The sequence below is a fragment of the Desulfonatronum sp. SC1 genome (assembly GCF_003046795.1).
In the GTDB taxonomy this organism is placed as follows: Bacteria; Desulfobacterota; Desulfovibrionia; order Desulfovibrionales; family Desulfonatronaceae; genus Desulfonatronum.
In genome coordinates this window covers 24,930-45,022 of record NZ_PZKN01000027.1, presented here as the reverse complement: position 1 = coordinate 45,022, position 20,093 = coordinate 24,930, and the positions used below count along the sequence as shown (strand labels likewise).

Annotated in this window: 17 protein-coding genes and 1 pseudogene; 12 read left to right on the top strand and 6 right to left on the bottom strand. The window is 52.8% G+C overall.

Annotation, left to right across the window (positions count from 1 at the left end; all coding sequences use genetic code 11):
• From C6366_RS19355 to C6366_RS14010, 7 genes and pseudogenes are all read left to right on the top strand, one after another.
• A complete protein-coding gene (locus C6366_RS19355; RefSeq protein ID WP_146164866.1) occupies window positions 1–771 on the top strand; it encodes a hypothetical protein in 771 nt (256 codons plus the stop codon).
• A 22-nt stretch (window positions 772–793) separates the two neighbouring features.
• A complete protein-coding gene (locus tag C6366_RS14030; RefSeq protein ID WP_107738957.1) occupies window positions 794–1,774 on the top strand; it encodes an NAD-dependent epimerase/dehydratase family protein in 981 nt (326 codons plus the stop codon).
• Between the two features lie 228 nt (window positions 1,775–2,002).
• Complete coding sequence (locus C6366_RS14025) at window positions 2,003–3,211, top strand: sulfotransferase family protein (protein WP_107738955.1); 1,209 nt, start codon at window positions 2,003–2,005, stop codon at window positions 3,209–3,211.
• A 25-nt stretch (window positions 3,212–3,236) separates the two neighbouring features.
• Window positions 3,237–4,022: an ABC transporter permease gene (locus C6366_RS14020; RefSeq protein ID WP_107738953.1), complete on the top strand. Its 786-nt coding sequence runs from the start codon at window positions 3,237–3,239 to the stop codon at window positions 4,020–4,022.
• 141 nt (window positions 4,023–4,163) lie between these two features.
• A complete protein-coding gene (locus C6366_RS14015) occupies window positions 4,164–6,110 on the top strand; it encodes an ABC transporter ATP-binding protein (RefSeq protein WP_107738951.1) in 1,947 nt (648 codons plus the stop codon).
• Between the two features lie 231 nt (window positions 6,111–6,341).
• A pseudogene (locus C6366_RS20740) lies at window positions 6,342–6,896 on the top strand (glycosyltransferase family 2 protein); the annotation flags it as partial.
• 33 nt (window positions 6,897–6,929) lie between these two features.
• The gene (locus C6366_RS14010; protein WP_233248502.1) at window positions 6,930–8,792 is read left to right on the top strand and encodes a CDP-glycerol glycerophosphotransferase family protein; all 1,863 of its coding nucleotides are present in this window, start codon (window positions 6,930–6,932) and stop codon (window positions 8,790–8,792) included.
• A 140-nt stretch (window positions 8,793–8,932) separates the two neighbouring features.
• Here the strand turns inward: C6366_RS14010 and C6366_RS19350 are convergent, their stop codons facing one another.
• The gene (locus C6366_RS19350) at window positions 8,933–9,259 is read right to left on the bottom strand and encodes a hypothetical protein (RefSeq protein ID WP_146164864.1); all 327 of its coding nucleotides are present in this window, start codon (window positions 9,257–9,259) and stop codon (window positions 8,933–8,935) included.
• Between the two features lie 110 nt (window positions 9,260–9,369).
• The gene (locus C6366_RS14005; protein WP_146164863.1) at window positions 9,370–10,245 is read right to left on the bottom strand and encodes a hypothetical protein; all 876 of its coding nucleotides are present in this window, start codon (window positions 10,243–10,245) and stop codon (window positions 9,370–9,372) included.
• A gap of 1,238 nt (window positions 10,246–11,483) precedes the next feature.
• On the opposite strand from C6366_RS14005, the gene C6366_RS13995 reads away from it, so the two are divergent.
• From C6366_RS13995 to C6366_RS20735, 5 genes are all read left to right on the top strand, one after another.
• Window positions 11,484–11,714, top strand: coding sequence for a hypothetical protein (locus C6366_RS13995; protein ID WP_107738945.1), 231 nt, complete (start codon window positions 11,484–11,486; stop codon window positions 11,712–11,714).
• Window positions 11,707–11,991 (top strand): type II toxin-antitoxin system mRNA interferase toxin, RelE/StbE family, encoded by a 285-nt coding sequence (locus C6366_RS13990; RefSeq protein WP_107738943.1) that lies wholly within the window; start codon window positions 11,707–11,709, stop codon window positions 11,989–11,991. The genes C6366_RS13995 and C6366_RS13990 overlap by 8 nt, the downstream gene beginning before the upstream one ends.
• Before the next feature lie 461 nt (window positions 11,992–12,452).
• A complete protein-coding gene (locus C6366_RS13985) occupies window positions 12,453–12,599 on the top strand; it encodes an Rpn family recombination-promoting nuclease/putative transposase (protein ID WP_107738941.1) in 147 nt (48 codons plus the stop codon).
• 49 nt (window positions 12,600–12,648) lie between these two features.
• Window positions 12,649–12,852, top strand: coding sequence for a hypothetical protein (locus tag C6366_RS13980; RefSeq protein WP_107738939.1), 204 nt, complete (start codon window positions 12,649–12,651; stop codon window positions 12,850–12,852).
• Window positions 12,853–12,906: 54 nt separating this feature from the next.
• Window positions 12,907–13,179, top strand: coding sequence for a transcriptional regulator (locus C6366_RS20735; RefSeq protein ID WP_107738937.1), 273 nt, complete (start codon window positions 12,907–12,909; stop codon window positions 13,177–13,179).
• Between the two features lie 325 nt (window positions 13,180–13,504).
• On the opposite strand, the gene C6366_RS13970 is transcribed toward C6366_RS20735, so the two are convergent.
• The 4 genes from C6366_RS13970 to C6366_RS13955 all read right to left on the bottom strand — a co-directional run bounded on the left by C6366_RS13970 (window position 13,505) and on the right by C6366_RS13955 (window position 19,921).
• Window positions 13,505–15,043, bottom strand: coding sequence for a S8 family serine peptidase (locus C6366_RS13970; RefSeq protein WP_107738935.1), 1,539 nt, complete (start codon window positions 15,041–15,043; stop codon window positions 13,505–13,507).
• A 688-nt stretch (window positions 15,044–15,731) separates the two neighbouring features.
• A complete protein-coding gene (locus C6366_RS13965; protein WP_158269792.1) occupies window positions 15,732–17,255 on the bottom strand; it encodes a S8 family serine peptidase in 1,524 nt (507 codons plus the stop codon).
• Between the two features lie 21 nt (window positions 17,256–17,276).
• A complete protein-coding gene (locus tag C6366_RS13960; protein ID WP_107738932.1) occupies window positions 17,277–18,812 on the bottom strand; it encodes a S8 family serine peptidase in 1,536 nt (511 codons plus the stop codon).
• Between the two features lie 419 nt (window positions 18,813–19,231).
• Complete coding sequence (locus tag C6366_RS13955; RefSeq protein WP_146164861.1) at window positions 19,232–19,921, bottom strand: hypothetical protein; 690 nt, start codon at window positions 19,919–19,921, stop codon at window positions 19,232–19,234.
• Between the last annotated feature and the right edge of the window lie 172 nt (window positions 19,922–20,093).

Sequence of the window (20,093 nt, the reverse complement as noted above, 5' to 3'; positions counted from 1 at the left end):
ATGAAAGAAAAAATAATATTTATTGCCGGGGCGAATCATTCAGGATCAACGCTTTTGGGATGTATTTTAGGTGCACATTATAAATCTCCTTTTAAATATTTTCATGTTGGAGAAATTCATGCTTTTTTTGATATGAACAAAAAAAATTATGGCAATCCTATGTTAACAAGAAATAGTTTGTATGGAAAAGTTTGGAATGAAATCAATCATGAAGTTGGGTACAAAGATGCCTATAAAGAAATATTCGAGAAAGCTCAAGCAGACATTATTATAGATTCATCTAAATCATACAGGAACTTTACTATTGCAAATCAATCATGCTTAAACAATAATTATCAATTGCATGTATTAATTTCCTTCAGACCATTTGCTAAAATATTCCAATCTGATCTAAAACGAAATAAATCAGAAAAGGATATAATAACTAATTTATCTAGATACTTCTTAATTAAAAATAAAATTATCGACAATCATTATCCTTATACCATAATCAATTCAGAAGATCTTATATTAGCCCCTCGCAACATGACAATAATTCTTTGCGAAGAATTAGGTATACCTTATTTTGAAGGAAAGGAAAATTATTGGAATTATAATAGTTGTCATCTATATGGCAGCAAAACTCAACGATTACACTTGAAAGATTCTAATAAAGCAGGATATGATAAAGAAAAGGTGTTAGCCAAACCCAATATTAGCCATCCTTTTCTTGAAAGAAAAGATGTTCATGATTTAGAATTTTTTTTTAGAGAAAAATCTTTAAAATATTGACAATTATTAATAGGACAAGACAATGAACTTACTCAATTTATTAATCACTGGCGGGTGCGGTTTTATCGGGACCTCCCTGATACATCGTTTATTGCACAGCCATTCCAATCCCACCATTCGCGTCCTGGACAACCTTGTAACAGGCACTCCCTGCGACTTATCCGAGATCACCCGTTTTGGAACAGCCACTTCTGTCGATTGCCATCTCAAACGCGGAGTGACTTTAATTCAAGACGACATCCGGGACCAGGACACGACCATGTACTACGCTCAGGGCGTGGACTGCGTCGTGCATCTGGCGGCCAACACCGGCGTTGGCCCCTCCGTGGAAAATCCACGCCTGGACATGGAATGCAATGTCCTCGGCACTCTGAACATGCTCGAGGCGGCCCGGCTCAATGGCGTGAAGAAGTTTATCTTTGCCTCGTCCGGAGCACCGGCCGGCGAGGTGGAGCCGCCCATTCACGAAGAGTTGCCCCCGCATCCTGTTTCACCCTACGGGGCCAGTAAGCTTGCTGGGGAAGGATACTGTTCAGCCTATTTCCGGACCTTTGGCATTGAAACTGTTTGCTTGCGATTTGGCAATGTGTACGGCCCAAGGTCCAAGCACAAATCCAGCGTGGTGGCCAAGTTCATCCGCCAAGCCTTGAACGGTGAGGTTTGCGAGATATTCGGCGACGGCACCCAGACCAGGGATTTTCTGTACATCGACGACTTGGTTCGGGCCCTCGTCCTGGCCATGGACAAGGACTTTGGCGGAGAGACCTTCCAAATCGCCACGGGCCTGGAGCGGACCGTGGGCGAGGTGGCCGAAATGATCGCCCAGGCCTTGGGCAGGCGGGGGATCAAGATGACCATCAAACACACCCAACCTAGGTTGGGTGACGTGAAGCGCAACTTCGCGGACACGTCCAAGGCTAAAAGAATGTTGGGCTGGGAGCCGGAGGTGGAACTGGAGGACGGGATTGAGAGGACCATTGAGTATTTCTTGAGTCAAAAATAGGAATGCTCACCATGGAAAACAGGGAGAGACAGGGAGAATAGATTGGTTTTTGGGCCGCAGCCCCCTATACGCTCTCCATGGTGAAAAAATGATTTTAGTATTTGGAATTGCTTCGAATTTTGAATTTCAACACTCTTGTATAGGAATATGCACAGAAAAATGACGGATGAACAAACAAAACGCGTAATCGTCGTCCTCAGCCCCGGCCGCTCAGGAACCTCCCTACTTATGAAAGCGCTTGGGGCCATGGGCATGCGCTTGTCCGAGAACATGATCCCCGCAAGCGTAGCCAACCCCGAAGGCTTTTTCGAGGATGCCGAGATTGTCGAAATTCATAAGCAGCTTCTGGTTGATTTGGGATCATTGCCGACCCTGCCTTTGCCTGAAGGCTGGCTGGAAGCAGAGCCGGCCAGAAAAGCCAGACCAAGGCTCCGGAAAGTGCTGGAAAGCAGACTGTCAGATGCTAACACAATCTGGGGCTTCAAGGATCCCAGGACGGTTACGTTCCTGCCCCTTTGGAACAGGATACTCAACTCGCCCGGCACGGTGCCTGTCTATATCCTAGCGGCTCGCGCTCCTGCGTCTGTAGCCTCCTCGCTCAAACGCCAGATCAACCGTGAGGAGGCAATCACGGAACTCCAGTGGCTTCAACGAACAACCGACGCCCTGCACCACACCGCCGCGGACTGCTTCATCGTCCACTATGAGGATTGGTTCACCCGGCCAATGGAGCAGGCCCAGGAGCTTTTGCGCTATACGGGCTTGGATCAATACTTTTCAGGAAACGCTAAGGAAGCACTCAAGGACGTGATCAAGCCCAACCTGAACCGGGCCGTGTACGAGGACTACGAGGTTCAGAATGAATACGTGCTCAAGCTTTATGACGTTCTCAAGGATTGTCGGGGAGCGGACTTCGACCGTCAGCGACTGATGGCCGTGGTCAAGGAATGCCGCAAGGCCATGGACGGGTTCAAGGGCTGGCACCTGGAGGCCCAGCGGCGTATTAGTCGGCAAGCTCAACAAAAAAACAGCAAAAGTGTTTCAGAGTTGGAAAAGGATCTGCACAACCTGACCCTGCAAAACAACGAATACCTGAAGCAGCTCAAAGATCTGCACGACGAGCTGAAAGAAAATCGTGTCCGGGCGGTCAGCCTACGTCAGGTGCAGGAAGAACTGCAGCAGGAAAAGCAAAAAGTGGCCAAGGAACAGAAACATGTCGCGGCCATGCAGGAAAGGCTAGAAAAATCCAGAAATGAAACCCTTCGCCTGAAGCACTCTTATTCCTTCCGCCTGGGACACATAATCGTGCAAGCGCTCACCAAACCAGGCAAAAATACAATTCTCGCACCTTACTACCTAGCCGTGCTGGCCAGGGACATACTCACAGGCCGGGGCAAGGCCAGGGCCGGAGAAGGTATTCAAAAACAACAGGTATGAGCAGGCATACTTACCGGTTTTTCCCATGATCCAATTGTTCCGGAATTTGTACACCCACCGCCATGCTCTGCGCAGCCAGTTCATGGTCAATATCAAGACCACGATCACGACAACCCGACTAGGCGTACTGTGGTGGATCCTCGACCCACTGGCCCTGATGGCCATCTACACCTTTGTGGTTAAAATCGTATTTGAACGCGGCGGACCAGGTTACCACATCTTCGTGCTCTGCGGGCTGGTCTGCTGGCAGGCCTTTTCCCGGTCCGTGACCATCGGGGCCAAATCGCTCACGGGCAATGCCTCCCTGATCCGCCAGACCCCTTTGCCTCTGCATCTCTATGTCCTGATTCCGCCAGTTGTCCAATCCTTCTTTTTTCTGATCGGTTTGTCCATCATTGCGGTCTGGAATCATGAGGCCCTGGGGTGGCACACCCTAGCCGCACCGCTTTTGATCGCGCCGTTGATATTGTTGACCTTCGGCTTGGGCCTGTTTTTGTCCATCCTCGAAGTCTACCTACCTGATACGGGCAAGCTGCTGCCCTATGCCATGCGCCTGGGCCTGTACATGAGTCCGGTGCTCTACTCTCCGGAACGGATATACGCCCTGGAAAAGCTGCCGGATTTCGCAAAAACTCTGTACGCCTTAAACCCCATGCTGCACGTCATCACCGCGGCCCGTGACGCGCTTTTCATCGGGCAGATGTTTAATCTGCGGAGCTACGCTCTGGTCCTGCTTGCCTCCCTGGTTCTGGTGCAAGCGGGGCTGAGTTTTTTTCACCGCTTCGAGGCCAAGGCGCCCAAGTATCTCTGACGGCTTTGCGCGACAAGGGTTCTGAGCGACAAAATAAGATCGGAGTTCCCATGGGGTGAACCTTCTCCGGGTTGCAGGTTCTCCTATATGCACTCCCTGCTCTCCATGGCATTTTTTTTGAACAACTGACATATACTTACCATGCAACTTTTTCTAACCAGCCTCTTTTCCCGCAAAGACAACGCCGGCGGTTTAGCCCTTCTGGATCTGGACAGACCTGCCCTTCGCCATGTCCAGCTTGTGGATATGACTGGCCTACCCGTGCGCCACTGCCACCTGCGGGGCCTGCACTGGACCGGCAGCCACCTCTATGCCGTCGCTACCAACGCCATGTTTGTCTTCAGGCTGTGCACGCAAGGCCGTGATCTGTTCGCCCTGGAACGAACCGTGATCCTGCCGGAATGGGTACTTGGTCCGTCGCGGCAGGCCAATCTGCACACGGTGTTCGCGGACCAGTCCCAGGATCGCGTTTTCGTGCCCTTTAACGCGCAGTGCGCCCTGGATCAGTTCGATATGCAGGGTCGGTTGGTCCAACGCCGTTTTTTCTGGGAGATCGCCCCGGACCTGTTCCCCCTGCCTTCCAAGGCAGCCCTGCAAAGAACCTTTACCTTCGGCGTGGTCCGGCACCTGTTCCAGGATCCGATGCACGGGCCGGTGCTGGTCATGTCTTATCTGAACAACGGAGATCAAGGCGCGCTCATAGCCTTGGACAGCGGCAAATTGCTTTTGCGCATGAACTTCAACCCTCACGGGACAGTCCTGTACGACAGGCATTTGTACGTCTCGAACATCCAGGCCGGGGAGATCGTTGTGTATCCCTGGCCGGTCAGCGAACCTGATGCCCCGGCCACGCGCACTATCGCTCCAGCCCTGGATTTTGAGCTCTGGCCGGAGAGCGTGCAGTACGTCCGGGGCATGGCTGCCCACGAGCAGCACTTGATCTACGGCGTCTGCCATCCCGCCAAGGTTGCACCGACCCAGATTATGCCGCGGCTGGTGGAGTTTGACCTGGAGTCAGGTACACAGAAAAAGGAGCATTTCTTGCCGACCCTGGAGGGGCTGCACGCGCCCCAGGTCTATGCGCTCCACAACGTGCCGGACAGGGTTGCCGGAATGGTGGAAGCGTGGCTGCGCGAAGAGGACAGAGAAGAACCGATGCCCTTGACTGAACCGGTGCCGGAGGCGCTGCTTGAGCAGCCGCTGGCTGACCGCGTCCCGGCCGAGACTGTGGCCATCAGCCGAGATGATTTGTCCCGGTCTCAAGATGTCCAGCTCCTGCCGGATCCGCACCCGCCGGCCATAGAGCAGGTCCGGGCCGCTTCGCCCCCGACAGACGCGCACTCTGCCGTCCTTGTTTTTGACAACGTCGGCCTGTTTTTTCCGCGTAAACGCGGAACATGGTTTTTCCGGGATGCCCGCCGCAGACCGGCCGCATCGTTCTGGGCCTTGCGCAACGTCTCCTTTGCCCTGCATGAAGGCGAAACCATCGCCCTGATCGGCCGCAACGGCTCCGGCAAGAGTACCCTGGCCATGCTCTGCTGCGGCGTTTATCAGCCTGACGAAGGCCGCGTGGACGTGTGGGGCCGGGTCCAGCTACTGGCCCTGGGCGTGGGGTTCAAGCCTGAACTGAGCGGCCGGGACAATGTTTATGTCAGCGCCAGCCTGCTGGGGTTGAGCCGGGCCAGGACCAAGATCCTGCTGCCCGAGATCGAGGCCTTTGCTGAACTGGGCGAGTTCATGGACCAGCCCGTGCGCACCTACTCCAGCGGGATGAAAAGCCGGCTCGGCTTTGCCGTGGCCACGGCCGTGGACCCGGAAATTTTGATCCTGGATGAGACCATGTCCGTGGGCGACAAGGCCTTCCAGACCAAGGCCGCCGCGCGGATGTCCGCCATGCGTGAAAAAGCCAAAAGCGTGCTGCTTGTCTCCCACAGCCCTGAGCAAATCAAGAATCTCTGCTCCCGCGCGCTCTGGCTGGAACAGGGCCGGTTGCTCATGGATGACAATCCGGACAACGTGCTGAATGCTTATGAAGTTTTTTGCCAAGATCCTGAAAAATGGCTGGAACAACACAGTGATAACCTGTAATATGAATAGGGTTATCGCGAACCGCTCGCTACGCACAAGCAAAGGGTGCGCCAAGAAGAGATTCCGGCATCGCGGTTTTAGGCAATCCCTTTGGAAAACAGCTTTCTTCACTGCTTTCCAAGATTTATTTCCTTGGCGACATTAGCGTCCTGTGCGACCAACAGGAGCGGGCGGTTCCACGGTTTGAACTTTTTCCAAGCCGCAGCCCTCCTCCATACCCCACTGCTCTCCATGGTAAAAAGCAACACTACAATGGACATCTCCGTCATCATTCCCGTCTACAACACAGCCGAATGGCTGCCCGAATGCATTGATTCGGTCCTGGCAGTGCCTTCCCTGAAACTGGAAATCATCCTGGTGGACGACGAAAGCACTGACAACAGCCGAGACATCATGCAAGCCTATGCCGCCAAGCACTCCAATATCACCGCCCTGCTCCAGACCCATGGCCGCCAAGGCAAGGCCAGAAACACCGGTTTGGCCCGGGCAATCGGGAAGTTTGTACTGTTTCTGGATTCGGATGATCGCCTGTACCGCCATACATTGACCCGGTTTCATGCCTACGCTCATGAACACCGGTCCGATTTCGTGGTCGGCATGGCCCAGTCCTTCAGCACCAAAAAAAAATGGATCAACGAAGGATATTCTGCTTACCGCATTGAGACGCCTTGCACCACGATCCACGACTTCCCACTGCTTTTGGCCGATCCCAGCACCTGCAACAAACTCTATCGCCGGTCGTTTCTGCAAAAGCATAATATCAGCTTCCCGGAGAACAGTTACTGCGAGGATGTATTTTTCAGCTACAAGGCGTCGCTAATGGCTGAACGCGTCGCCATCCTACCGGAAATCATTCATGAGTATCGCGGCCGAGAACGCGGCAGCGCGCCGTCAGGCACGCAAACCTTTTCCCCGGACCGGATCATCCAGTGTGCCGGAATCTATCGCGCCTGCCTGGAGGAATACCAGCGGCAAAATAATCCGACCCTGCTTGCGCTGCTGGAAGAACGAACCGTAATCAGGTTCATGCGGTTTTTCGTGCGGTCATCATTTTTTCCCGATGCCGATGCCGTGTATTATCGCGAACTGCGGTTATTACTTGAAAACATCAATGTGCAATTAATCGTGAGGCATGCCGAAAATTTCATATTACCCTTTCTGATGATCCGGGCAGGATATTTCCGGCATGCAGCAGCGGTGCTACATTCCAGAAACAATCTCGTTGCAGTGAAAGATTTTTTTTCCCAGTTGGAGCACAATGACCGTGTATGTCATATACTGTACATGGATGCTCTTGACTCATGCAGACAGGGCATGAAGTGCGTTCTGAATGTAAAGCCCCCCCTCAAAACTTCCCCCGAGGATAAAGCGCTCTCGCGGTATGAGAATCATTGCAAGGAATGGATGCGGCGTCCTTACCTGCACGATTTGTGTCTGGGCACGTACCGGGCCGGGAAAAAGGTGAAAAACACATTTTCCAGAAGCTATGCGAAGATTGCCGAAAATTCTTGGAAAAGGATATTTTCCACATATTTGCGGCGGATTACCTTAATAATGCTTTTGCTGTTTCTCAGAATATTACTCCGTTGTTGCACAAAGAAAAGAGTCTGGCTGGTGGCGGAGCGCGAAGGCAACGGCTGCGAGGAGAACGGCTATGTTTTTTTCAAGTACTGCTTGGCTGAAAAAAAACATACGGATATTTATTACATCTTGAACAAAGACGTGCGATTGCCGGCGGATTTCCCTGACCCTGCCCGGGCTGTGCGCAAAAACACTTGGTCCTATGTGCGCCTGCTCTGCTTGGCCAACGTGTTTTTATTCACGAACAAGGAGGACGACATCTGCGATTACCCAGTTCTTCGGTTCGCCCTGCCTGGTGTGCAAACCATTTTTTTGACCCACGGCGTAACTTTATACGGACCTGGTGTCTATTTACGCTCTGTCGCCAACAGATTCGACAAGATCATCGCTGTATCTGAACTGGAAAAGACGCAAAAAATCAGGGATTGGATGATTCGGGATCCAGGGCGGATCATGATTACGGGGCTCCCCCGCTTTGACGAGCTACTTGGCCAAAAAGCGGACCGTGAGGTCCTGTTCGCCCTGACCTGGCGCAAACGGCTGGACCGGATGGCCCCCGAGGAATTTATTGAGTCCTTCTATTTCCGGCGCATCCGGTCCTTCCTGTCACACCCCGACCTTGACGTTTTACTGTGCGAACAGGACCTACGCCTGAGGGTGCGCTTCCACTTCCGGATGAAGGAGCATGCCAATCATTTTGCCGGATTCGCCTCACAACGCATCATAATCGAATACAGTGACGACGCTGTTCCCTTGCGCAATGTGTTGCAGCAAGCCTGTGTTTTGATCACCGACTATTCCAGCATCATGTGGGACATGGCCTACATGCAGCGGCCCGTGCTCCTCTATCAGTTCGATATAGACGCATTTCTGGCCGAACGTTGCCTGCACGGGTTCAGCACTAGGGAGGAGGATATGCGTTTCGCCGCCGTGGCCAGGGATGAAAAACAGCTCACAACGGCCCTGGAAGAGCTAGCTAACCGCGATTTTAAACTGAACACCGAGCAACGGCAAAACGCCGTTTCTTTCTTTCAATATCGGGATGAGAAAAACTGCGAAAGGGTCTACCGAATGGTGCAACGGGTTACGAGGAAGACGTAAAGAAACTACTAGCAGCCCGTAAAAAAATAAAAGTCTGTTTTTTCGAGCCTGAAAAAGTCATATACGCCAGAATACAGTACATTGCGAAGGAAAATAATGACTTTTTCAGGCTCGATTAATTCTTTAAAATTCTTGCAAAACTAACTTGGAAATGTGCCGATAACAGTAACTTCATCAGTAGTTGAATTCCACCGAATGCGCAAATTTTCACCAGTAGAAATTGCAGTCAAGAGAATAGCCAAAAACTCTTTCTGCTTTGGATGGCTAGAATCGATCCAAAATGCTTTATTACTAAATGTATTGTTGATTTCATCCCCCCAAAAGGCCAATCTTGAAGCGGTTTGGTTTATCCGGACAATCGATACGGAAACCCACAGTTCAGCTGCATCTGCCTTTTGTGGGATGCTCAAACATATACCAGAAAATAAAAAAACCATTAAAATCATGCTAATTCTAGCGGTTCTCATGAAAAATCCTCCATTGGTTTAAAAATGACAACAAAAATATTCCGCACGCCATGTTAATAGGTTAAGGACAGTTATATAGTATTTCGCCAACGCAAAGAAGCTCCCCTGTCTTATTCCCTACTCTGCTCACGTAGTTGCTGAATCTGATCATTTGTTAAAGGCCGGCTAGCCAACTCATCCTCTTCCTGAATCATCTCGCTCAGCTGGCGCAGACGTTCTATTTGCTCAGTCGTTAGAGGCTGGCTAGCCAACTCATCTTGTGCCTCAACTAACTCACTCTGCTCGCGTAAACGCCGAACCTGATCTTCGGTCAAAGGTTGATCCACTTCATCCCCACTCGCTTCGCTTTGCTCTCTTAACTGGCTGATTTGGTGAGGAGTCAATGGCCGCACGCTTTCTTCCATCTCAGCCAGTATAAGAAGATTATGCTCTCGCAACTGCTCTAGCTGTGCTTCGTTAAGTGGTTCCGTGCCATGTCCCTCATCATGTCCTGACCGGACATTATCCAAGAACAAAGCCGCGACCATAGGCGATGATTTGAGGTTGGCCACCATGAGAGTGTTGGTCTCGGCATGATAAGATACCGCGTGGTTCTCCACCCCAAAAAGCCGCATTACACGATTCATGGTTCGTCCAATAGGCACCTCCTTAAGGCTGACGTCCCTCTTACCGGGTGGTTCCTGACCGATAAAGTTGATGTTCACGTCCACTTGCCGCGCAATGGCGTCCAGAACCTGATTAAAACTCTGGTCCTGCACCTCAATGCTCACCAGCCGCTCGCTGACAGGGATTGCCGAGGCCAAGGCCGGCACAGAAAAAAGCGCCAGCCCCGCGAAGAGCAGAAGCGAGAAGATGGAGAGATAACCTGTTGATGGTTGATGGGTCATGATTGATGGAGATGCACAGGGATTGATCCTGGTAAGCATAGGGTCTCCGTTTAAGCCTGTGTTGAGCATTTTTACTGCTGTCGGACAGTTCAGCATCATTGAATTCTAACTCATTTTTTTCTTGATTATGCACTTAGCCGATTTCTTTTTTAAAGGCAACATCCTCAACAACATGAAATTGATCCGTTGCTCTATTCCTCCTCCAATCAGGCACGGGAGAAATTGGTGATTGCCCGCCAAGGCCATTGAACACCTAACAACCTGAAATACATAGTTTTTAATTACCAGCTTCGCTAAACCATGCAGGACGAACAAGGCAGACGTAAGAATTTTTCGCCAGGCAAGTCGGCTGGAGAAAAAACCTACTTTGTCCTTGCCCGGTTAAATACGCTTCGCGTGCCAGCAACGCTGGATTTAACCGGGTGCACCTTTCCTCTATGTGGCATAAAAATCTGGTAACTACTCATCACATTTTGTGTCCGCTCTTGCTCCGGCAACCGGGGTCGGAGTCGGCGCCTCGCTATCGATAACGGAGTCGGAACAGGAAGATTTTTGAACGCATCGCAACGTTTTCGATCCCGATCCCGATCCCGATTCCGACCCCGGCATCAGAATTACTCTGTGCTGAGTAGTTACAAAATCTGAAAAAGAACAAACTCCTAACACTACAGCGAAACTTTGCAGAAGCTCTTGAAAATGACGAGGGCAATGCCCTCGTTCCCAGGTTTTCCGTGCCTTTCCGTGTGTTCCGTGGGCCACAATCAGGGCGTCTTGCTGATCAAAGTATGAAGTTTCGCTGTAGTGCTAATGATCCCATCAAGCACCTGCTGGATTCCAAGGACGAGCGAAGATTTACTCCGGTTGGTGGGGGTGGAGGGAACGAACTCGATGAAACGCCTTGCGGCTGGTGCCGCGTGGGTGGGTAGCCCTGATCGGCAACCCTGATCGGCAAGTCTTGCCTTGCGTCACCCCCTGCCCTATGATCCACCCCATGTGCGAAATCAACAACATCCACGACACCTTCTTCCGGGAAGCCATGAGCCACAAGGAGGTCGCCGTCGACTTCCCGGCCGACACGAATAGCAAGTAAACGCGGCATGCAATGGATAATACATTACGTCCCGAATATCAGCTGAACTCATCAAATCCGGAGATCGCGGCAAGTATGCCAAGAGATACCATGAAGAAGGGACGAATTCGGTATATATCGAGCCCGACCTACTCAAGTTTTTCCCTGATTCTGAAGCAGTCAATAAAGCCTTGCGGAAATACTTTGATGAGCACCGTTCATCAGCACATCCATCGTACACATAACCAAACAATCAGAGAGAAAGACTATGGACGCACAAATAGCCTCACCATTTCAAAAAGCCATATTTTCCGTTGAGACCCTTCCATTAGAAGATAGGGAAGACCTCCTGGATATTTTGAGAAGGCGCATGGCTGGGGACAGAAGAGAGCAAATCGCTGCCAATGCCCAGGAAACACTCAAGGCCGTCAGGGAAGGAAAAGCGAGTTTTGGTACTTTGGATGACCTGAAAAGAGAACTCCAAAACAGCGATGTATAAGCTCGCCTGGTCGCAAAGCTTCAAGCGCGGCTATAAGAAGGCTGTGCGAAGCAACCCGCATCTTGAACAAAAAAACCACGATATGCTTGAATTTCTCTGCAAAGAACCTTTCGACTCTAGGCTGAGATCGCATAAATTGTACGGCAAGTTGGATGGACTCTGGGCATGCAGGGTAGAGCATGATTGCCGAATCGTCTTTGCTTTCGACAAAGACCCGCAAACAGGTGACCAGTTGATTGCGTTGATCGATGTGGGAAAGCACGATGAAGTCTATTGATCAGTGAGTAACACGGCAACCCAGCGGCCAAAATCCTCATAAGGAACGGGGGGAGCATTAGGAGTTTGTCCTTTTTTCTGAGTTTTGGCCACAGACGGGAAAGGCAGACAAAGAAGGACTTTTCCCCAGCCGACTTGGCTGGAGAAAAACACTTCGCGCCGCAGGCGCAGGCAACTGATTCAGCCCATTGTTTTGTTAATGGGCTGAAACGTTCTTCCGTCTGTCTTGTTCGTCCTGGATGGTCTAACGAAGCGGGCGGCTATAAAATCCTTGTATTTCAGGCACTAGACGAGCAACAACTCTGCGAGAACAAACACCTAATGCTCCCATGAACGAAAGTTTACCCCGGTTGGCGGGGTGGAGTGGGTGTTTTCGATGAAGAGGTTGGTAGATGCAGTTGGCGGGTAGCCCTGATCGACAAGCCTTGCCCTGCCCCACCCTATCCCTTACGATCCGCAGCTATGAGCGAGATCAACAAAAAGCACGACACCTTCTTCCGGGAAGCCATGAGCCACCAGGAGGTCGCCGTCGACTTCCCGGCCAACTACCTTCCGGCCAAGGTTCTCAAGCATGTTCAACTGGATACGTTGACCATCTCATTGTCTTGATTGCGTATTTTCATTATGATTTCTCCAAAAAGAAGATTAGGAGACGCATATGGTTACTGCTGAACAGATATGCCAAGAAGCCAACAGGCTTCCTCGAAGCGCCCTTCCAACAGTGCTGGATTTCATGCTCTTTCTTCAAAAAAGAATGAGTGAAAACCACGAAAACGACCTAGTCCCGGCCCAGGAATCAAGCACTTGCGCTCTTTGGAACAATGAAGAGGACGAGGCATGGAATGAAGTACCGACCAGGTGAAATCGTTCTACTGCCCTTTCCATTCTCTGATCATTCCGCTCGAAAAAGAGGCCAGTGCTTGTTTTACACCAACCAGACGCGCGAGGGGATTTTGCCTCCCTGGCTATCACCTCCAAAGCAACTCACGAGAAGGCTTTCACCCTTATTCCAGAACATTTATCTGAGGGCCACTTACCAAAGCCCAGCTGGATTCGATTCGACAAAGTCTACACGCTAAACACGTCCTTGATTGTCGGCAGTTTCGGTTCTTTATGGCCTGAATTTTTTGAAACAGTTCATGGCCTATTCTGCGATCACTTTCTTTGCGATAAGGCGCAATCATCCTGACGTTTTTTAGGACAATGGAGACAAGAACGCCTCCGCAAAGCAAAGCCTAAACAACTCGATCTCCGGGCCGAACGAATCCTGGACGCCAAGAACGTTGACGAGGTGTTCAAGGACAACTGAACCCAGCCGATCGACAATCTGAACTCAGTGAAGGGGAAGCCGTCAAGGCTTCCCCTTCTTTTTTGTGCGCCCGGCAGGGCGCGCAAAAAAGAAGCCTGGGCGGCACCACTGAGGTGCCGCCCAGGCTTATCAGGCCGTTGAAATAGGACTTTTTCAACACTCGGTTATGTAACCAAAAATGAGTGGTGGTCGCATCGGATACCTTTTATTCATCCAGCAAAAGCATCATCACGCCGGGCAGGGCTGTGCTCGGGAAATTATCCACATACAACCGAGGCTTGCTCCCTCCGCTGGGGCATCGGGTGGGGATTGCCGGGCCCAATTCCGTAATGCGGCCAAGATGCGTTTCCACCGCGGCTGTGGGATCGTACTGGCGCATCAATGTCAGGGCACCGGCCACGTGGGGAGCGGCCATGGATGTTCCACTCCATGATTGATAGCTGGTATTCGACCCGCCCGTGGAAGAATAGATGAATCTGCCCGGCGCGAACAAATCAGCCACTGTTGCATGCCAGTTGTTGAAGTCTGTTTCCACATCAGCCTTGTCGGAAGCCATCACCGCGATGGCCGAGGAGATGCACCCCGGAGAGCCTACAAAACCACAATAACCGTTATTGCCCGAGGAAATGGCCGTGGGAATTCTGGCTGCCCGCAACCTGTCAATGACGGATTTCAGTGGAGAGCTGTCGCAGTAAGTGGAGTAGGCACCGCCACCCAGGCTCATGTTCGCGGCCCCGATGTTGATTTCTCGCAAAGCGTAGACATAGTCCAGACCAGCGATCTGATCGCTGCTCCAGGTTAAGACGCAGGGGTGGCGGGCGCCACAATCTTCTTCAGATGAGAACCTGGAAAAAACATTGACCGCGATGATATTTGCGTCCCGGGCCACTCCGAACAGGGTATTGTTCGGCCGCTTACCCGCTGCCGTGCCGGCCACATGCGTGCCGTGGTCATAGCCGTCATAGGCACTGGAATAATGTGCGGCTGCGCCAATACCATACATCGTGGTTTGCCCGTTTGGGCAATCACCAGAGCCATATTCTTCCCCTGAAGCAAAACATGCCTCCACGATGTCCTTACCCTGGAAAAATTCATGGGTTCGACGGATGCCCGTGTCCAGGATGGCCACATACCATCCGCTGCCGGTGAACCCGCGCGCCCAGGCCTTGTCCGCGCCGATCATGCCGATGGTATCGGACATGCTTGGCGGGGCCGGGTCCGACTGCAGCGAGTCTTTGTCGGCATGTGGTTTTTTGGGCAGGCCATCCTCGGCAGGGCCATGTATCGGCAGAGGCGTTGGGATATCCGGATATATGGTCTTGACCCGAGAATCGGCCTGCAGCATTATAAAAACATCAGGCTTCACGTCCAAAGCCAGAAAAGGAAAATAGGTATATCTGCGATTTATACGGTGAGACTGACCCGGAAGGCGATCCAGGACTTTACTGGCTTCACTCTGAATAGCCATGCTCAGGGCTGCGTCAGCCGAAGCCATGGCCGCTCTGGCCGTCTCGTCTGCCGGTTCGTCCTGGCCAAGGGGAACGAAGGAGGCCGATTTGCGGAACAATTCTTCAATGTTCGGGACATGGAACTCTACTATGATCTTGGCAAACCCGTCGCCTGTCATGGCCTTGTCCGGAATATCCGAAAACTGCATAAGCCCGCCGGACTGGGCCGCAACCTGCCCTGCAAAAAAAACCACGCCGACCGCCAAAAGCAGGGGAAGGAGAAAGCTCCTATTCATTTATGACACTCCTTGAGGCAATAGGTTTGAAAAAAGGCGGAAATGTTGAAGCATATTTTGAACTATCTGAGCTAGTTACCTAGTTTCCACCCGGAAACTGTTTTACTTCCGGGTGCTGAAACTGCCGGTTTTCAATCAGGAAACGAGAATATTTTTTTGGCAAGGAAGTCAGGCAATTATGACGAGGCGTAATCAATACGTTGACGCAATAACTGTGAAGACTGACGCAGCCAAAAGAAGGATAAAGGGCCGTTTCCGGATGAAAACTACCTAGTTAAACACTACAACAGAAGGGATGGACACGGCAAGAACACATACGGGCGAGGAATAAAAAAAGCGTGCGCATCATAATTGCGCACGCTTGCTGAAAGGAGGGGTCAAGTCTGCTCTTGGCTTGCATGTATTCTTTTTTTTCAACGAATCCTCCGGGCCGAACGAATCCTGGACGCCAAGAACGTTGACGAGGTGTTCAAGGACAACTGAACCCAGCCGATCGACAATCTGAACTCAGTGAAGGGGAAGCCGTCAAGGCTTCCCCTTCTTTTTTGTGCGCCCGGCAGGGCGCGCAAAAAAGAAGCCTGGGCGGCACCACTGAGGTGCCGCCCAGGCTTATCAGGCCGTTGAAATAGGACTTTTTCAACACTCGGTTATGTAACCAAAAATGAGCGTTGGTCGCATCGAATACCTTCTATTCTCCCAGCAAAAGCATCATCACGCCGGGCTGAAAAGCCACGCCAAGTGTCTGCATGGCTTTGCGCAGGTTAACCCTGGGCTTTGTTACCGCGACTTTGCCGTCGGTGACCAAGTCGCCCGTATTGATCAAGCTCTGCTTAATGTCTTCAGCAGGGAGCCATCTGCCGTTGCGCTTTTTGGCCGCCGACTGCAGAACTGCCGCCGCACCCGCGGCATAGGGGCAGGCCGCGGACGTCCCGCCGAATTCCGGAGCAAAGGCGCTTCCTTTAGACAACGCCTGCAAAGTATAGGCGTCGTTGGATGGGGCGAAGATGTCCAGGAAGGACGCGCTATTTGAATACACGGCAACCATGTCCGCCGCGGTTGTCTCGTCGTAAGCCACCCACTTACCGGAATCCGGTATTTTGGGAGCGCAGGACTCCGCCTCGACATACCACCCCTGTCTCCCAATATCCCCATCATATACCGCGCCCACGGAAATAACACTGCTGATGCAGGCGGGCCAGCCCATGGCATCGCAATACCCGTCATTGCCCGAGGATGAGAAAACCGTGATCCCCGCGGCTACGGCATTATTCGCGGCCTGGGTCATTCCAGGAGAGGCGGCGTCGCAAGCTCCAAGATGCCTGCCACCTCCGAAACTGGTGCTGATGACCATGATCGGATGGCTGGGATCGTCGTTCTGATGCGTCACGGCCCAGTCCCAGGCGGCGATCATGGCTGCCGTGGTGGCGGTGCCGCCAGTGGGCGTCGAGGATATCTTCAAGGCATACAGTTTGGCGTTGTAGGCCACGCCTCCGATATAATCGCCACAACTGTCGCAGGGCTCGCCTGCCACGATTCCGGCGCAGGCCGTGCCATGTCCGTTGCGATCCATGGGATCGGCCTTGAACTCTCCGAAATCGTACCCGCCGATGACCTTGGCGTTGGGAAACCCACCCGTGCCGCCGTTGATGTACGGATTGTTATAGTCGATCCCCGTGTCCACAATGGCCACGGAAACCCCTTGGCCGTTATATTGAGATCGGTAGGTATCCGCTTTCTGCAGAGGAATCCCCTGACGCAAATGCGGGTACAGAATGCGAACCGGCTCGATCAGGTCCACATGAGGGTTGTCCAGCAACAGTTGCAACTGATCCGGATCGACCTGCACGGAAAAGCCGAACAGGTTGTCATAGCGGTGCCGAATGACGGATCGGGGCAGGTCAGGCATGGCCTGCAAGGCCCGATCGCGGACAGACCGGACCTCTTGGCGGCGGACGTCCTTGTCCGTGTTGGCCTGCAGCGGCCCGGTCAAGTTTTGCACGCCTTTGGGCCGCTTGAGCAAGACGATAAACTCGCCCTGACCGTCGCCTCTTGCGAAGGCCTCCATCGCGGCCTGCTGGTCCAGAACCTTCGCATGCCCGGCAAGTGCATGAGCCTGCTCGAACCACGTTTCACCAGCCTGGACAGGTGCAAAGGATGAAACCGCGGCAACGCAGAAAAAAGCAATATAGAGCGGGAAAAAGAACCTACGCACAACTTCCCTCATATGTTTTGGTTATTCATCCAGCAAAAGCATCATCACGGCGGGCAGGGCTGTGCCGTCCGGCTCTGGGCTCGGGAAATTATCCACATACAACCGACGCTTGCTCCCTCCGCTGGGGCACAGGGTGGGGATTGCCGGGCCCAACTCCGTAATGCGGCCAAGATGCGATCCCACCGCGGCTGTGGGATCGTACTGGCGCATCAATGTCAGGGCACCGGCCACGTGGGGAGCGGCCATGGATGTTCCGCTCCATGACTGATAGCTGGTGTTCGACCCGCCCGTGGAAGAAATGATGGATTGGCCCGGCGCGAATAAATCAGCCACTGTTGCATGCCAGTTGTTGAACAGTGTTTCCACATCAGCCTTGGTGGAGGCCATCACCGCGATGGCCGTGGAGATGCACCCCGGAGAGCCGAGCCAACCACAATAACCGTCGTTGCCCGTGGAAATGGCCGTGGGAATTCTGGCGGACCGCAACCTGTCAATGGCGGATTTCTGTGGAGAGCTGTCGCAGTAAGTGGAGTAGGCGCCGCCACCCAGGCTCATGTTCGCGGCCCCTACGTTGTATGTTCCACGCAGGCCGTAGACATGGTCAAGCCCGGCGATCTGGTCGCTGGAGTAGGACATGACGCAGGGGTTGCCGCCACATTCCGCGGCCGTAAACCTGGAAAACACGTTGACCGCAATAATCCCCGCATCCCGGGCCACGCCGAACAGAGTATTGTTCGGCCGCTTGCCCGCTGCCGTGCCGGCCACGTGGGTACCGTGGTCATACCCTCTATATGCGCTGGAATAGTGCGCCGCCGCGCCGGTCCCAACCATCAAGGTTTGTCCGTTGGGGCAATTGGCTCGAGCTGAAAAACATGCCTCAACAATACTTTTTCCCTGAAAAAACTCATGGGTTCGACGGATCCCCGTGTCCAGGATGGCCACATACCATCCGCTGCCGGTGAACCCGCGCGCCCAGGCCTTGTCCGCGCCGATCATGCCGATGGTATCGGACATGCTTGGCGGGGCCGGGTCCGACTGCAGCGAGTCTTTGTCGGCATGTGGTTTTTTGGGCAGGCCATCCTCGGCAGGGCCATGTATCGGCAGAGGCGTTGGGATATCCGGATATATGGTCTTGACCCGAGAATCGGCCTGCAGCATTATAAAAACATCAGGCTTCACGTCCAAAGCCAGAAAAGGAAAATAGGTATATCTGCGATTTATACGGTGAGACTGACCCGGAAGGCGATCCAGGACTTTACTGGCTTCACTCTGAATAGCCATGCTCAGGGCCGCGTCAGCCGAAGCCATGGCCGCTCTGGCCGTCTCGTCTGCCGGTTCGTCCTGGCCAAGGGGAACGAAGGATGCCGATTTGCGGTACAATTCTTCAATGTTCGGGACATGGAACTCTACGATGATCTTGGCAAACCCGTCGCCTGTCATGGCCTTGTCCGGAATATCCGAAAACCGCGAAAGCCCGCCGGACTGGGCCGCAACCTGCCCTGCAAAAAAAACCACGCCGGCCGCCAAAAGCAGGGGAAGGAGAAAGCTCCTATTCATTTATGACACTCCTTGAGGCAATAGGTTTGAAAAAAGGCGGAAATGTTGAAGCATATTTTGAACTATCTGAGCTAGTTAACTAGTTTCCACCCGGAAACTGTTTTAATTCCGGATGCTGAAACTGCCGGCTATCAATCAAGAAACGAGAAATTTATTCTTTTGGCAAGAAAGTCAAGCAATTACAACGAGGCGCAATCAATACGTTGACGAAATAATTCGTGAAGACTGACGCAGCCAAAAGGATAAAAGGCCGTTTTCGGATAAAAACTACCTGGTTAAACATTACGACAAGAGGGATGGACAAGGCAAGAAAAATCTACGGGCGAGGAATAAAAAAAGCGTGCGCATCATAAATTGCGCACGCTTGCTGAAAGGAGGAGGCTCTGCCGAAAATAATCTGTATAGCCTATCCCGTTCGATCACTCCTTGTCGGCCTGAAGCATAATTTGAACCTGCATGGCCGCCCAATGAGTCAGGCCAAGAGAGAGTCCACGAGAAGCAGTTTGGTGAAGTGATTGGCCAATATCATCTCCGGACGATATATCAGGGTTGCTTGGTTGATCAAAAAACCTGGGCCAAAAATATCCGCTGTTCACCTTGCCAATACCGCCGGGGTTGTCGTCCCGAAAGCCAGGCGCGGTAGCCAACGGGTCGTCACGGAAGCCAGGCGCTGTAGCCAGCGGATCATCCCGGAAACCGGGCGCGGTAGCCAGCGGGTCGTCCCGGAAACCAGGCGCGGTAGCCAGCGGATCATCCCGGAAACCGGGCGCTGTAGCCAGCGGATCATCCCGGAAGCCGGGCGCTGTAGCCAGCGGATCATCCCGGAAGCCGGGCGCGGTAGCCAGCGGGTCGTCCCGGAAACCAGGCGCGGTAGCCAACGGGTCGTCCCGGAAACCGGGCGCGGTAGCCAACGGGTCGTCCCGGAAGCCGGGCGCTGTGGCCAGCGGGTCGTCCCGGAAACCAGGCGCGGTAGCCAACGGGTCGTCCCGGAAACCAGGCGCGGTAGCCAGCGGATCATCCCGGAAGCCGGGCGCTGTGGCCAGCGGATCATCCCGGAAGCCAGGCGCTGTAGCCAGCGGGTCGTCCCGGAAGCCGGGCGCTGTGGCCAACGGGTCGTCACGGAAACCGGGGGGCGATGCCAACGAGTCAGTGTACGATCCATCCTTGCGTAGCGGAGTTGATTCAACCTGCTTTCGCTCCAGCTGGTGCTGGAAGCTTTCGCTCTTTTTGGATAAGTGGGGAAGTTCGCCTTGCCTGACAACTGCTTTCAAGTGTCCATCT

Excerpts from the sequence above, each read along its gene's own strand:
- C6366_RS13985 (WP_107738941.1), top strand. The coding sequence starts at position 12,453 with ATGAGCGAGATCAACAAAAAGCACGACACCTTCTTCCGGGAAGCCATG.
- C6366_RS14005 (WP_146164863.1), bottom strand. The coding sequence starts at position 10,245 with ATGATGCTGAACTGTCCGACAGCAGTAAAAATGCTCAACACAGGCTTA.
- C6366_RS13980 (WP_107738939.1), top strand. The coding sequence starts at position 12,649 with ATGGTTACTGCTGAACAGATATGCCAAGAAGCCAACAGGCTTCCTCGA.
- C6366_RS19355 (WP_146164866.1), top strand. The coding sequence starts at position 1 with ATGAAAGAAAAAATAATATTTATTGCCGGGGCGAATCATTCAGGATCA.
- C6366_RS14020 (WP_107738953.1), top strand. The coding sequence starts at position 3,237 with ATGATCCAATTGTTCCGGAATTTGTACACCCACCGCCATGCTCTGCGC.
- C6366_RS13970 (WP_107738935.1), bottom strand. The coding sequence starts at position 15,043 with ATGAATAGGAGCTTTCTCCTTCCCCTGCTTTTGGCGGTCGGCGTGGTT.
- C6366_RS14030 (WP_107738957.1), top strand. The coding sequence starts at position 794 with ATGAACTTACTCAATTTATTAATCACTGGCGGGTGCGGTTTTATCGGG.
- C6366_RS19350 (WP_146164864.1), bottom strand. The coding sequence starts at position 9,259 with ATGAGAACCGCTAGAATTAGCATGATTTTAATGGTTTTTTTATTTTCT.
- C6366_RS14010 (WP_233248502.1), top strand. The coding sequence starts at position 6,930 with ATGGCTGAACGCGTCGCCATCCTACCGGAAATCATTCATGAGTATCGC.
- C6366_RS13960 (WP_107738932.1), bottom strand. The coding sequence starts at position 18,812 with ATGAATAGGAGCTTTCTCCTTCCCCTGCTTTTGGCGGCCGGCGTGGTT.
- C6366_RS13990 (WP_107738943.1), top strand. The coding sequence starts at position 11,707 with ATGTATAAGCTCGCCTGGTCGCAAAGCTTCAAGCGCGGCTATAAGAAG.
- C6366_RS13995 (WP_107738945.1), top strand. The coding sequence starts at position 11,484 with ATGGACGCACAAATAGCCTCACCATTTCAAAAAGCCATATTTTCCGTT.
- C6366_RS14025 (WP_107738955.1), top strand. The coding sequence starts at position 2,003 with ATGAAAGCGCTTGGGGCCATGGGCATGCGCTTGTCCGAGAACATGATC.
- C6366_RS14015 (WP_107738951.1), top strand. The coding sequence starts at position 4,164 with ATGCAACTTTTTCTAACCAGCCTCTTTTCCCGCAAAGACAACGCCGGC.